This is a genomic window from Rhizobium halophilum (assembly GCF_021648825.1).
GTDB classification, from domain to species: Bacteria; Pseudomonadota; Alphaproteobacteria; order Rhizobiales; family Rhizobiaceae; genus Neorhizobium; species Neorhizobium halophilum.
Genome location: NZ_JAKJHS010000001.1, coordinates 606,555 through 618,852 on the forward strand (window position 1 = coordinate 606,555; position 12,298 = coordinate 618,852).

15 protein-coding genes are annotated in these 12,298 nt (G+C 62.9%); 10 read left to right on the forward strand and 5 right to left on the reverse strand.

Features of this window, described 5'->3' with window-relative positions:
• Positions 1-17: 17 nt before the first annotated feature.
• Together LXM96_RS03085 and LXM96_RS03090 are read right to left on the reverse strand one after the other, a co-directional pair.
• The gene (locus tag LXM96_RS03085) at positions 18-1,040 is read right to left on the reverse strand and encodes a LacI family DNA-binding transcriptional regulator (RefSeq protein ID WP_239996875.1); all 1,023 of its coding nucleotides are present in this window, start codon (positions 1,038-1,040) and stop codon (positions 18-20) included.
• A gap of 57 nt (positions 1,041-1,097) precedes the next feature.
• Complete coding sequence (locus LXM96_RS03090; protein ID WP_239996876.1) at positions 1,098-1,649, reverse strand: MarR family winged helix-turn-helix transcriptional regulator; 552 nt, start codon at positions 1,647-1,649, stop codon at positions 1,098-1,100.
• A gap of 84 nt (positions 1,650-1,733) precedes the next feature.
• On the opposite strand from LXM96_RS03090, the gene LXM96_RS03095 reads away from it, so the two are divergent.
• From LXM96_RS03095 to LXM96_RS03120, 6 genes are all read left to right on the forward strand, one after another.
• Entirely contained in the window at positions 1,734-2,525 is a 792-nt protein-coding gene (locus tag LXM96_RS03095) for a creatininase family protein (RefSeq protein WP_239996877.1), read from the forward strand.
• Between the two features lie 57 nt (positions 2,526-2,582).
• Positions 2,583-2,834 carry a type II toxin-antitoxin system VapB family antitoxin gene (locus LXM96_RS03100; RefSeq protein ID WP_239996878.1) on the forward strand — a complete coding sequence of 84 codons (252 nt, stop codon included), beginning with the start codon at positions 2,583-2,585 and terminating at the stop codon, positions 2,832-2,834.
• Positions 2,834-3,238, forward strand: coding sequence for a type II toxin-antitoxin system VapC family toxin (locus tag LXM96_RS03105; protein WP_239996879.1), 405 nt, complete (start codon positions 2,834-2,836; stop codon positions 3,236-3,238). Before LXM96_RS03100 ends, LXM96_RS03105 begins: the two co-directional genes overlap by 1 nt.
• Before the next feature lie 117 nt (positions 3,239-3,355).
• Positions 3,356-4,471, forward strand: a complete 1,116-nt coding sequence (locus LXM96_RS03110; protein ID WP_239996880.1) for a CobW family GTP-binding protein — start codon at positions 3,356-3,358, stop codon at positions 4,469-4,471.
• The gene (locus LXM96_RS03115) at positions 4,471-5,457 is read left to right on the forward strand and encodes a WD40 repeat domain-containing protein (protein ID WP_239996881.1); all 987 of its coding nucleotides are present in this window, start codon (positions 4,471-4,473) and stop codon (positions 5,455-5,457) included. The genes LXM96_RS03110 and LXM96_RS03115 overlap by 1 nt, the downstream gene beginning before the upstream one ends.
• Before the next feature lie 4 nt (positions 5,458-5,461).
• The gene (locus tag LXM96_RS03120; protein WP_239996882.1) at positions 5,462-6,142 is read left to right on the forward strand and encodes a spermidine synthase; all 681 of its coding nucleotides are present in this window, start codon (positions 5,462-5,464) and stop codon (positions 6,140-6,142) included.
• 406 nt (positions 6,143-6,548) lie between these two features.
• On the opposite strand, the gene LXM96_RS03125 is transcribed toward LXM96_RS03120, so the two are convergent.
• The gene (locus LXM96_RS03125; protein WP_239996883.1) at positions 6,549-7,574 is read right to left on the reverse strand and encodes a serine hydrolase domain-containing protein; all 1,026 of its coding nucleotides are present in this window, start codon (positions 7,572-7,574) and stop codon (positions 6,549-6,551) included.
• A gap of 94 nt (positions 7,575-7,668) precedes the next feature.
• A complete protein-coding gene (locus tag LXM96_RS03130) occupies positions 7,669-8,562 on the reverse strand; it encodes a LysR family transcriptional regulator (protein ID WP_239996884.1) in 894 nt (297 codons plus the stop codon).
• A gap of 98 nt (positions 8,563-8,660) precedes the next feature.
• Between LXM96_RS03130 and LXM96_RS03135 the strand changes: the two genes are divergently transcribed.
• The 4 genes from LXM96_RS03135 to LXM96_RS03150 all read left to right on the forward strand — a co-directional run bounded on the left by LXM96_RS03135 (position 8,661) and on the right by LXM96_RS03150 (position 11,616).
• On the forward strand, positions 8,661-9,401 hold the full coding sequence (locus LXM96_RS03135) for an SDR family oxidoreductase (RefSeq protein WP_239996885.1): 741 nt from the start codon (positions 8,661-8,663) through the stop codon (positions 9,399-9,401).
• 30 nt (positions 9,402-9,431) lie between these two features.
• Positions 9,432-9,650, forward strand: a complete 219-nt coding sequence (locus LXM96_RS03140; RefSeq protein ID WP_239996886.1) for a tautomerase family protein — start codon at positions 9,432-9,434, stop codon at positions 9,648-9,650.
• Positions 9,651-9,846: 196 nt separating this feature from the next.
• Positions 9,847-11,022, forward strand: coding sequence for a zinc-dependent alcohol dehydrogenase (locus LXM96_RS03145; RefSeq protein WP_239996887.1), 1,176 nt, complete (start codon positions 9,847-9,849; stop codon positions 11,020-11,022).
• A gap of 18 nt (positions 11,023-11,040) precedes the next feature.
• Positions 11,041-11,616, forward strand: coding sequence for a hypothetical protein (locus LXM96_RS03150; protein WP_239996888.1), 576 nt, complete (start codon positions 11,041-11,043; stop codon positions 11,614-11,616).
• Between the two features lie 80 nt (positions 11,617-11,696).
• Here the strand turns inward: LXM96_RS03150 and LXM96_RS03155 are convergent, their stop codons facing one another.
• On the reverse strand, positions 11,697-12,263 hold the full coding sequence (locus tag LXM96_RS03155; RefSeq protein ID WP_239996889.1) for a GNAT family N-acetyltransferase: 567 nt from the start codon (positions 12,261-12,263) through the stop codon (positions 11,697-11,699).
• Positions 12,264-12,298: the final 35 nt, after the last annotated feature.

A 12,298-nucleotide genomic window follows, 5' to 3' on the forward strand; every position in this document is an offset into this window, starting at 1 on the left:
GGTGTCTCCTCGTTTCTTCAGCTTCTTGACTTGTAGATGCCGGTCGACTGGCGGATGCGCATTTCCGGCTTGATCAGGTGGATGCCATCGGGATCATGGCTGCCGGCCAGGCGGTCCAGAAGCGCGCGCGCCGCAAGCCTTCCCACCTCGCTCTGGCCGTTCCACACGGTGGTGAGCGCCGGCGTCGCGATCGACGCCTCCTCCAGGTCGTCGTAACCGGTCACCGAGATATCCTGTCCGGGAACGAGGCCGGCGCGGGCAATGCCGTTCATTAGACCGATGGCGACGAGGTCGTTCCAGCAGACGGCCGCAGTAGGCTTCTGCGGCAGGGAGAGGAAATGCACGGCCGCCTCGAAGCCCCCCTGCTTGGATCGGGGTCCGGGAATGCGCAACTCCGGATCCACCTCGATCCCGGCTCGACGAAGCGCGTTAACATAGCCCTGGTAGCGGTCGCGGCCTGTGGACGTCTGGTCTGTTCCACCTATCATGGCGATCACGCGATGTCCGAGGCCGATCAGATGGTTGGTGGCAAGCGAGATCCCGTAGCTGTCGTCACCGCGGTACGTCGGCAGGTTGACCCCATCCATGGAGCGCGCCACGAGAATCGCCGGCAGCCCGTTGGCCTCGGCAAGCTTCACGTCCTCCATCGGCGTACCGATGGCCGGAGACATGATGACCCCGTCACCGCCGAGTTGCAGCAGGGTCTCGATGAATGTCCGCTGCTTCTCGACCGAATCGTAGTGGTTGGACAGGATGAAGGTCTGGCCGCTGCGGTCGAGTTCACTTTCGATGGCTTTGAGGATTTCCCCATAGAACGGGTTCATGATGTCGTGGACGACCACACCCACGATTCCGGAGCGCGACGTGCGAAGACTGGCGGCGCGTCGATTGTAGATATAACCCAGTGTCCGGGCCTGACCCTTGATCTTCTCGCGTGTTTCTGCCGCGACAAGCGGGCTGTCGCGCAACGCAAGCGATATCGTGGCCGTGGAAAGTCCAAGGCTTTCCGCTATGGTCGACAGCTTGATTTTCTGAGCCACGTCCCCTCCGGCCAGGCTACACCGGCGTCAGCCGGCGTTTAAACTCGTTTAAATTCTTTAATCCTGTTCCGCAACTGCCTGCTCTGCTGAAGCAACAGGAACGGCAACGGTGGCCGGAGCCTGCAGGTTCTCGTCCATCGCCTTCAGCAGGCGAAGCAGGGCCTTCGTCTCCTTTTCGGAAAAATTGCGTAACGCCAGCGCGCTGCAATCCGCTACGCTGCGATTGATCTGCTCCACCGTCGCCCTTCCCTGTGCGGTGAGAAAGACCTTGGTGAGGCGTCCGTCAGTTCCGTCTTCGCGGCGATTGACGAAGCCTTGCACCTCCAGTCTGCCAATGGTGCGGGTCATGGTGGGAGCCTTGACCCCCAGTCGCTCCGCCAGTTGCCCGGCGGTCAAACCATCCTGCGCTGCCAGGGAGAGGATGACGCCGTCTTGGCCGGCGTAGAGCCCGCTATGCGCGAGACTGCGGCTGAGGGCGGTACGCAGGGAACGGGCAGCTTGGGTGACGGCACTTGCAAGCTCACCTCCGGCAGGTCCGGCAAAATCCTTCTTCTTGTCGGATTTGCACTTCTTGCCGTCTTTCTTCTTGCCGTCCTTCTTCTTGACCATGCAGTCTCCCCGTCTCTATGCCGGATCGAGCATGGCTTTATGCTCGACGCCTTACCCATACCGAAACCGCGAAAAGACCGCCAGATGCCCCACCCGCTGCCACGTTTCGAGGACAATGAACCGACACTGGATCCTGCTTTGCGGGCGGAGTGGATTGCCATCCTGCCGCTCGGCGCCCACGAGCAGCACGGGCCCCACCTTCCGTTCGAGACGGATACGCTGATCGCAAAAGGGATTGTGGATCGGCTGATCGAGGCCCTGCCCCCTCGCCTGCCGGCCACCTTCCTGCCCGTTGAGCCGGTCGGATACTCCATCGAACACATGGACGTGCCGGGAACGAGGACGCTGACCTTCGACCAAGCGGTAAACCGTTGGCTTGACGTCGCCCACGGTCTGCACCGACAGGGCTTGCGCAAGTTCGTGATGCTGAACGCCCATGGCGGCAACTCGCCCTTGATGACGGTCGTCGCGACGGAGGCCAGAATGCGCTTCAACGTGCTTGCCGTCGCGACAAGCTGGACCCGCTTCGGCGTGCCGGAAGGTCTGATCGCGCCAGAAGACAAAGCGATCGACATCCACGGTGGTGACATCGAAACCTCCGTGATGCTGGCTTTGCACCCGGAAAAGGTCCACATGGAGAAGGCTGCTGCCTTTGCCTCCCGGCAGTCGGAGTTCGAGAAGCGTTTCAAGCACCTGCGCGCCTACGGCCGCCATGCCTTCGGCTGGAAGATGTCAGATCTCAACAGCCAAGGCGTCGCCGGCAACGCGGTCGCGGCCACCGCGGAGAAAGGCGAGGCGATACTTGCGCATGCGGTGAAGGGCATCGTGGAACTGTTGGAGGACGTGGCGTTGTTTGATGCGGGGGAGTTGGCATGACTCACATTGCAGCAAGCTACACAAGTGGCTATGTTGCTACTACACAGGAGGCCATGAGTGACCCTGAATATCCGGAACAAGCAAGCGGATGCTCTGGCGCGCGAATTGGCGGAGCTTGACGGCACGACTATCACAGACGCAGTCGTCAATGCACTGCGCGAAACGATCGCGAACCGCCTGAAGAACGAAAGTCCACGTGAGACTGCAAGGCGCATACTTGCTCGACGCGGCCTCGCTTTCAAGCCGAGCAGACAGCCTGTTCCTGCCGAAGCGTTCCACGAACTCGACCACGAACAGGCATCTGACTGATGTTCGTAGATGCTTGCGCAATCATATCGCTGATAGCGGGCGAAGACACGGCCGACGCCTATGAAGAGGCCTTACTCGGCGCAGCTTCGTCCTTCACCTCAGCACTCGCTGCCTGGGAGGCCATCATTATCCTTTCGCGTCCGGATCAGCTCGACTGTAGTTATCGCGACGCGGAAGGGGCCGTACTTGAATGGCTGGACGACCGCAATATCGAGTTGAGGGAGACAGGCCAGCCCCGCAAGATCTTGCACTACGCCGTCGCAGTGGCGCAGGATCACGGCATCGGCCGTCGGTATCTGAGCAACTTCGATTGCTTCCAGTATGCGCATGCCAAGGTAATGGGGCAGCCCATCCTGACCACAGACCGTCTCCTGCGGGAGACAGACGTCGACACCAAGCCGTGACAACCGCTGTCACCTTATAACATTCAAAACCCTTTGAACTGCTTCCGGCTTGCCCTTATATCAGGCCGACACCTTTTGCGCGCCGGCCCGGCGCCGGCTCATCCTTCGAGGTTTCCCATGACCGACACGACCACCGCCAAGCCCGTTCCCGTCACCGTTCTTACCGGCTATCTCGGCGCCGGGAAGACGACGCTTCTGAACCGCATCCTTTCCGAGAGCCACGGCAAGAAGTATGCGGTCATCGTCAACGAGTTCGGCGAGATCGGCATCGACAACGACTTGATCGTGGAATCCGACGAGGAAATCTACGAGATGAACAACGGCTGCGTCTGCTGCACGGTGCGCGGCGACCTGATCCGCGTCGTGGAAGGCCTGATGCGCCGCCCCGGCCGCTTCGACGGCATCATCGTCGAGACGACTGGCCTTGCCGACCCGGTTCCGGTTGCGCAGACCTTCTTCATGGACGACGACGTGCGCGCCAAGACCGAACTCGATGCCGTGGTCGCTCTGGTCGACGCCAAGCACCTGCCGCTCCGCCTGAAGGACAGCCGCGAGGCTGAGGACCAGATTGCCTTCGCCGATGTCGTTGTCATCAACAAGACCGATCTGGTGACGCCGGAAGAACTGGCGCAGATCGAGGACGTCGTTCGGGCCATCAACCCGGGCGCCCGCATCTACAAGACGAGCCGTTCCGGCGTCGACCTTGCCAAGGTCCTGAACCAGGGCGCCTTCAACCTGGAGCGCGCACTGGAAAACGATCCGCAGTTCCTGGAGCATGGCCACGAGGACCATGTCTGCGGCCCGGATTGCGACCATGATCACGGGCATCATCATCACGGCCACGACCATCACCACCACGATCATGATCACCACCATCATCACGACCATGACCATGGCCACCATCATCAAGCCCCCTCCCCGATCCACGACGTCACCGTAAAGTCCATCTCTCTGCGCGGCGGCGAGATGAACCCCGAGCGCTTTTTCCCGTGGATCCAGAAGATCACCCAGACGGACGGACCGAACATCCTGCGCCTGAAAGGCATCATCGCCTTCAAGGGCGACGAGGAGCGTTACGTCGTGCAGGGCGTCCACATGATCGTCGAGGGCGACCACCAGCGTCCCTGGAAGGATGGCGAGAAGCGCGAAAGCCGCCTCGTCTTCATCGGACGCAATCTCGACGTCGAGAAGATCGAGAAGAGCTTCAAGGCCTGCGAGGCGACGCAAGCCTGATGCCGACCGTCGCACCGCTTGATCTTGAAGGCCACATCGTCGCCACGCATTTCCTCGGCGAGATTCCCCTCTTCGCCTCTGCTGCCGGCACCATCCACCGCCTCGATGGCGGCGAGAAGGTGACGGAAGCGCATGAGGGCTTGCTCACCTGCATCCGCGACCCCTACAGCGCCACCCTCATTACCGGCGGTGAGGATGGCAAGGTGCTGCGCATTGCCCATGACGGCAGCGTGACGCAGCTCGCCGAAGCGCCGCGGAAGTGGATCAACGTGGTCGCCGGCGGGCCGCAGGGGGCGGTTGCCTATGCGCATGGGCGCACGAGCTTCGTGCGCCTTGCGGACGGCACGACGCGGGAATTTTCGGAACAGCGCACGGTGGAAGGCATTGCCTTCGCGCCAAAAGGCCTGCGGATTGCTGTGGCGCGGTACAATGGCGTCACACTGCATTGGGTCGGCACCAATGGCGCGCCTGTCGATCTCGACTGGAAGGGTGCCCACACCGGCGTGACCTTCTCCCCCGATGGCCGCTTCCTCGTCACCACCATGCAGGAAAACGCGCTGCACGGCTGGAAGCTCGACGGCAAGCCCGGCGAAGCACGCCACATGCGCATGACCGGCTACCCGGCCAAGGTGAAGTCGCTCTCCTGGTCGGTGAAGGGCAAGTGGCTCGCCTCCTCCGGCGCGCCCGCCGCGATCGTCTGGCCGTTCTCGGCCAAGGACGGCCCGATGGGCAAGGCGCCGTTGGAGGTTGGCACCCGCGCTAACATCATGGTCACCCAGGTTGCCTTCCATCCGGCGGAGGAGGTCCTTGCAATCGGCTTCGTCGACGGCATGATCCTTGGCGTGCGGATCGCCGACGGCAAGGAGGCGCTGTTGCGTCGTCCCGGCAAGGGGGCCATCACCGGCCTGAGCTGGAGCGCGACGGGCAAGCTGCTCGCCTTTTCCTCCGAAGCCGGTGACTGCGGCGTCATCGACATCTCGGCCTGAGCCCGTGATCCCCTGGACCCTGATCGATACCGTAACCGTTCCCGGCGGAGGCGAGGAACTGCGCCTCAAGCGGCGCGGCTCCGAGTTTTCCATCATGCTCGGCACCAACGAGTTGATGAACAGCCGGCTCTCCGGATCGGAAGAAGCGCTGGCGCGTCTCTCCATCGACAAGATCCGTGATCGCGGGCGGCCCGTGATCCTGATCGGCGGCCTCGGCATGGGCTTTACGCTCCGTGCGGCCTTGGCGGAACTTCCGCAGGACGCCCGGGTCGTCGTTGCGGAACTCGTACCGGCGGTGATCCGCTGGGCGAAGAACGAGATGGCCGAGGTGTTCAAGGGCTGCCTGGGCGATCCGCGCGTCATGGTCGTGGAAGCGGATGTTGGCGAGCTGATCCGTCGCGAGAAGACCGTCTACGACGCTATCCTTCTCGATGTCGACAACGGGCCGGAGGCGCTGACGCGAGACGAGAACGACCGCATCTACGATGCCGGCGGTCTGGGAGCGGCCAAATCTGCGCTGAGGCCGGGTGGCGTGCTTTCCGTCTGGTCTTCTGCCCCGGATTCCCGCTTCACGCGCCGGATGGAGTCGGCAGGGTTCGCGGTTGAGGAAAATCCGACGCGTGCCAGCACCAGGGGCCGCGGGGCGAAGCACATGATTTGGCTTGGCGTGAAGCAGGCTCGCTAGAACCCTTGCACCTGCCGACCGGCAGCAGGAAGAACCGCGTCGGAAAGCTCCGCGACGGGATCAGGGGATGGGCAGGCAATCGGCATCGAGGGTATTGGTGTGTCAGGCATGACTGCCTGCCCGATCGCTTCCGGCTTTCCCGAAGATCCGGAGGAGAGGTGTCAGTTCTCTTTCCGGAGCTTCGGGTGGGGACCGGCCTGACGCCGGCCCGCCACCGTCTGCAACCATCACCGGGCGCCGGGTGCTTCCCGGGGGGGAGGCAACCGGTTCGCGAACCCGGCCCCTGCCCGATGACTGTTTCAGGATAGGACGAGGCAAGGCTGCGGGGATGGACGGGGAAGAATGGCGGAACCGCTCCTTTGAAACGCCAGCGCAATTTCTCGCCCGCGCAACATCATTGCTCACGTCAGGCGGAGCGCACGGCACCGATGATCTCGGCCAGGAGGGCGTGCAGGTCGTCGCGATAGCCGGTCCGTGCCGAGGGTGAATTCTCGTCCGATGTCATCACCACCGTGAGCCCGAGCGATGGGACGACATAGAGCATCTGGCCGCCATAACCCCAGCCGAACTTGACCTCCTCGCCGCCGATCCTGCGCAGGAACCAGCCGTAGCCGTAACCATCGCCGGAAAAGCGGGAGTTCGTCCGTTGGGTCCACGATTGCTCTATCCAGTCCTCGGAGATGATGCGCGTGCCATCCTCCGCCTTGCCGCCGTTTCGGTAAACCTCCCCGAAGGCCAGCAATGAGCGTGCCGTCATCGCCATCTGGTTGCCGCCGAGATAGATCCCCTGCGGATCCTGCTCCCAGGAGCCGATACGGAAGCCTTCCACCGGCTCGAACCACTCGCGCGCCAGCGCCAGCGTCGACTTCTCCCCGACGCGGGTGAGGACGGCCGAGAGGAGATGGGTGGAGGCGGTGGAGTAGAGCATAGAGCCGCCGGGCTCGCCGTCGAACGGTTCCGACAAGGCAAACCGCACCCAGTTGCGGCTCGACACCCAGCGGCCGTAGTTGGGACCCGACATGCGGGCGAGACCCGCCTGCATGGAGAGAAGGTTTCCGATTGTGATTTCCGACATGCGCGGATCCGGCTCGCGCGGCAGCTCGCGTTCGAGGATCGGCGCGATCTTCTGGTCGGTTCCCTGCAGCATACCCTTGTCGATGGCGATGCCGACCATGGCGGAGATGATGGACTTGGAGGCCGACTTGATGTTGGTCGATGCGCCGATGGAATGTCCGTTGAAGGCGCGTTCGGCGAGCATTTCTCCTTCCCGGGAAACCAGCACCACCTTGAGAGGCTCCAGGCCTCTCGCCCCGTCCAAGACGGCGCCGAGGGATGCGCCGGGCTCCGGCGCCTGCGGAACAGCCTGCGCGAGAGCATGAGGGGCAGTGAGAGCGAGGGGGATGGCAGAAATGAGGGTGCGTCTTTTGATCATGGGCGCCAATTTAGTGCGCCGCGGGTCCTGAACTATGGCCGCAGCGCCGATTCACGCCAAGGTGATGGCGCGTGAAGGCAGGCAACTGCGGCTTCTAGAGCTCGGCCTTTGCAAAGATCTCGCTGATCCAGTCGAGGAACACGCGCACCCGCGGCGAGAGCTGCCGGTTCTGTGGATAGAGGGCCGAAAGCGGCGTTCGCGCCGGTAGAAAATCCGCGAGCACCTCTACGAGTTCACCCCTCTCGATGAAGGGCTGAAGGCGGTGACGCGGCGCCTGGATCAGACCGAAGCCACGGCAGGCGAGGTCCACGATCGTGTCGGAATTGTTGACCCGGATGCGCGTCGGCAGCGCAATCTCGCGGATCTGCCCGTTGACGGTGAACTCCAGCGGCAAGACCTGCCCGGTACGCGAGGAGATGAAGCCGATCGCCTGATGCCCCTCCAGCGCCTCCGGCGTCTCGGGCATGCCGTGGGCCTCGATATAGGCGGGGCTGGCGCAGGTCACTTCGGTGATCGCGCCGAGCCTCCGCATGATCATTGAACTGTCGGAGATTTCGCCGGCGCGGATGACGCAGTCGACGCCCTCTCGGATTAGGTCGACATAGCGATCCGTCTGGCCGATCTGCAGTTCCAGGGCCGGGTAGCGGTCGAGGAACTCGCGAAGGTGCGGGAGCAAGAATGTCTGCGTCAGCATGGGATGCGCGTCCACCCGCAAGACGCCTTGCGGCTTTGCCTCCCGGAAGATCGTCTCCGCCTCGGCCATCTCCGCGAGGATCGACAGGCAGCGCTGGTAGAACGCGCGGCCGTCAAGGGTGACCGCGACGTGCCGGGTCGTCCGTTCCAAGAGGCGCGCGCCGAGATCCGCCTCCAGCGCCTTGATCGCCGCCGTCGCGGTGGAACGCGCAAGACGGAGATCGGCAGCGGCAGCGGCGAAACTACCGCGCTCCACCACCCGGACGAAGAGCTCCATGCGCGTCAGGCGATCCATCTGCCATTGTTCAGCATGGATGAATTTTCATGTCAATTCGCGTTCATTGTTCTTCTGAACCGGCTTCGTATCTTGAGGAGGAACGAAAGGAGATATGCATGACACACACAGAACAACGCGTCGCCATCGTCACCGGAGCCTCGAACGGCATTGGCCGCGCTGCTGCCATCCGCCTTGCAGCCGACGGTTTCGCAGTGATCGTCAACTATTCCTCAAGCCCGGCCGCCGCCGACGAGGTGGTCGCGCAGATTGAAGCGGCCGGCGGCAAGGCGCTCGCCGTGCGGGCGGACGTCAGCACATCGCCCGGCATCGCCGCGCTGTTCGACGCTGCGGAACAGCATTTCGGCGGCACCGACGTCCTCGTCAACAATGCCGGGGTGATGACGCTCATCCCGTTGACGGAGATGGATGATGCCACCTTCGAACGACACATCGCCGTCAACCTCACCGGTACCTTCTACGGTATCCGCGAGGCAGGCCGCCGGCTGCGCGACGGTGGCCGCATCATCAACTTCTCCTCCAGCGTCATCGGGGCATACGGCCCGCGCTACGGAGGATACGCGGCCAGCAAGGGCGGTGTCGAAGCCATGACTCATGTGGCTTCGAAGGAGCTCGGAAGCCGGGGGATTACGGTCAACGCCGTCGCGCCGGGGCCGGTGGAAACCGAGATGTTCATGCACGGCAAATCGGAAGAACTGGTGCAGAGCATCGTCCGAGGCATTCCGCTCGGGCGGCTCGGCCAGCCGGACGACATCTCCCCCGTCGTGTCCTTCCTCGCAAGCCCCGAGGGCGGATGGGTGAACGGCCAGGTGCTCCGCGCCAATGGCGGCATGCTCTGACGGGACGAGACAGCGAAAAGGAAAGAACCCATGCCATTCGTCAACATCAAGACCCCGGAGGGCGCGCTGACGCGGGCCCAGAAGGAGGAGATCGTGCACCGCACGACAGACCTGCTGGTCGGTTACTTCAGCGAAACGTCACGCCCGCATACCATGGTGCTGATCGAGGAGGTGAAGGATGGCGGCTACGGCCGGGCTGACGAAATTTGCGCTGTTCCGGATGAGTACCGCGCCAAGCCTGACACCTAACACCGTTCCACCCGGTTCTGGCGGACGGCTTTCCAGCAAAAGTTGCGTGTCTTCGGACAGAGATCGGCCGGCTCACAGCCGGCCGATCCTATTGGAGCAAGTAAATCTGAAACCTCCCGCCCTCTCGCAGGTTGTAGCTCCGAACTTTGGTCACAAGACACGCGGCAGACACTGCCCGGTAAAGAAGGAGAAGCCTGTGAAAGCGCTGGTTTGGCACGGAAAGGAAGACATTCGCTGCGATACGGTCACCGATCCCGAAATCGAAGATGCACGCGATGCGATCATCAAGGTTTCCAGCTGCGCGATTTGCGGCTCCGACCTCCACCTCTTCCACAATTTCATCCCGGCCATGGAGCCGGGCGACATTGTTGGTCACGAAATGATGGGCGAGGTCGTCGAGGTGGGCTCTTCCGCCAAGAGCACGCTGAAGAAGGGCGACCGGATCGTCGTGCCCTTTACGATTTTCTGCGGCGAATGCGACCAGTGCAAGCGCGGCAACATGTCGGTCTGCGAACGGTCCAACCGCAACAAGGCCATGGCGGATAAGGTGTTTGGCCACACCACAGCTGGTCTGTTCGGCTACACGCACCTGACGGGTGGCTATCCGGGCGGACAGGCGGAGTACATGCGCGTTCCCTTTGCCGACAAGACGCACATCAAGGTTCCGGACAGCCTGACGGACGAGCAGGTCCTCTTTCTCGGCGACATCTTCCCCACCGGTTGGCAGGCGGCTGTGCACTGCGACATCGAACCGACCGACACGGTGGCGATCTGGGGCTGCGGTCCGGTCGGCCAGATGGCGATCCGCAGTGCCGTACTTCTCGGCGCCAAGCAGGTGGTTGCGATCGACTGCATTCCGGAGCGGCTATCCATGGCGGAAGCAGGTGGCGCGATCACCATCAACTTCGAGACGGAGAGCGTGGTCGAACGCCTCAACGACCTGACGTCGGGCAAGGGCCCGGAAAAATGCATTGATGCCGTCGGTCTGGAGTCGCATGTCTCCATGGGCCAGCCGGACACGATCCTCGACCGTGCCAAGCAGATGGTGATGATGGAAAGCGATCGTCCGCATGTTCTGCGCGAGATGATCTATGTCTGCCGCCCCGGCGGCATCATCTCGATTGCCGGCGTCTATGGCGGGCTGGTCGACAAGATCCCGATGGGTCCGGCGATGAACAAGAGCCTCACCTTCCGCATGGGCCAGACCCACGTCAATAGGTGGACCGACGACCTTCTGCGCCGAATCGAGGAAGGCCAGATCGATCCATCGTTTGTCATCACGCATACGGCGAAGCTCGAAGACGGGCCGGAAATGTACAAGGTCTTCCGCAACAAACAGGACGGCTGCATCAAAGTCGTATTGAAGCCATAACAGGAACGGAGATCGATCATGAGCTTGATAGCGAATACCGTCGAACGGAAGGACAACCCGAGGGTTCTTTCAACCGGCTCGAGTTCCCTCACCGCCACCGACCGCCTCGCCCGCAATCTTGGTTGGTTCAGCATCGGGCTTGGCGTGGCCGAGCTTTTTGCGGCACGCAGCATCAGCCGCGCCATCGGCATGGACGGATCCGAGAACCTGATCCGAGCTTTCGGCGCGCGCGAGATCGCCAGCGGAATGCTGACGCTTTCGCTGGACAAGAAGGCCGGTCTTTACAGTCGTGTCGCCGGCGATGCATTGGACCTTGCCGTCCTCAGCACGGCGGTTCGTGATGACAACCCCAAGCGAGGAAATGCTGCCATGGCACTTGCCATGGTGGCAGGGGTGACATTACTCGACGTGGCTGCCGCTCTTGGCACGCGGCAACAGAGTGCGCGCGACGAAGATGACCTGAGGGACTACAGCGACCGCAGCGGCTTTCCCCAAGGTGTCGATGCTGCACGTCGTGAGGGGCGACACGAGGACGAGGAGCCCGTCAAGGCCCTTTCCCCTCCGTCACCGTCGCGACCAGAGCAGCGGGTCTGAACACTCTCGCGATCTGGCCCGCTCCGCTCCAGTGGGGCGGGCCAGATCGTATCTCACCGATGCCCTACCGGATTTGCCGATCAGCCGAGCTTGCGTCCGCTCGCAACGATCATGCCCGCTGCACCGTTCAGCCAGCCGTCCTTGAGCTCCAGCGCCAGGAAGCGTGAACGCTCAAACGGGCCAGGCATGACGAGGTGCTGGGTCTTGTCGGCAAAGAAGCCGAACCGCTCGTAGTAAGCCGTATCGCCGACCAGCAGCACGGCACCATGGCCACGCTGTGCGGCTTCGGCGATCGCGGCGCGCATGAGGGCACCACCGATACCGCGGCCTTCCTGGGTGCAGTCGACGGCAAGCGGCCCGAGCAGCAGCGCCTCGACCGGCGTGCCCTGCTGGCTAACACCCGCCTCGATGTTCCACAGCCGGACGGTGCCGATCACATGGCCGTCTTCGTCGCGTGCGACCAGCGCAAGGCCTTCGGCAGGAAGCCGACCGCGGCGGATCTTCTCCGACGACTTGTTGCGGCGCTCAGGCCCCATGACGCGGTCGAGCAGGTTTTCGCGCGCGACGACATCTGCCGGCGTTTCGGAGTCGATGGCGTAGGTGGAGGGCGCAAAGAATGCGCGCACAGTGTCAAGAACAGCGGCCATGGCGGCCTCCCGTACCCAATACCGTTATCAGCGGC

Bases quoted from the DNA above. Each gene is read 5' to 3' on its own strand.
- LXM96_RS03150 (WP_239996888.1), top strand. From the start codon at position 11,041: ATGAGCTTGATAGCGAATACCGTCGAACGGAAGGACAACCCGAGGGTT.
- LXM96_RS03155 (WP_239996889.1), bottom strand. From the start codon at position 12,263: ATGGCCGCTGTTCTTGACACTGTGCGCGCATTCTTTGCGCCCTCCACC.
- LXM96_RS03105 (WP_239996879.1), top strand. From the start codon at position 2,834: ATGTTCGTAGATGCTTGCGCAATCATATCGCTGATAGCGGGCGAAGAC.
- LXM96_RS03130 (WP_239996884.1), bottom strand. From the start codon at position 8,562: ATGGATCGCCTGACGCGCATGGAGCTCTTCGTCCGGGTGGTGGAGCGC.
- LXM96_RS03095 (WP_239996877.1), top strand. From the start codon at position 1,734: ATGCCCCACCCGCTGCCACGTTTCGAGGACAATGAACCGACACTGGAT.
- LXM96_RS03110 (WP_239996880.1), top strand. From the start codon at position 3,356: ATGACCGACACGACCACCGCCAAGCCCGTTCCCGTCACCGTTCTTACC.
- LXM96_RS03140 (WP_239996886.1), top strand. From the start codon at position 9,432: ATGCCATTCGTCAACATCAAGACCCCGGAGGGCGCGCTGACGCGGGCC.
- LXM96_RS03115 (WP_239996881.1), top strand. From the start codon at position 4,471: ATGCCGACCGTCGCACCGCTTGATCTTGAAGGCCACATCGTCGCCACG.
- LXM96_RS03125 (WP_239996883.1), bottom strand. From the start codon at position 7,574: ATGATCAAAAGACGCACCCTCATTTCTGCCATCCCCCTCGCTCTCACT.
- LXM96_RS03135 (WP_239996885.1), top strand. From the start codon at position 8,661: ATGACACACACAGAACAACGCGTCGCCATCGTCACCGGAGCCTCGAAC.
- LXM96_RS03090 (WP_239996876.1), bottom strand. From the start codon at position 1,649: ATGGTCAAGAAGAAGGACGGCAAGAAGAAAGACGGCAAGAAGTGCAAA.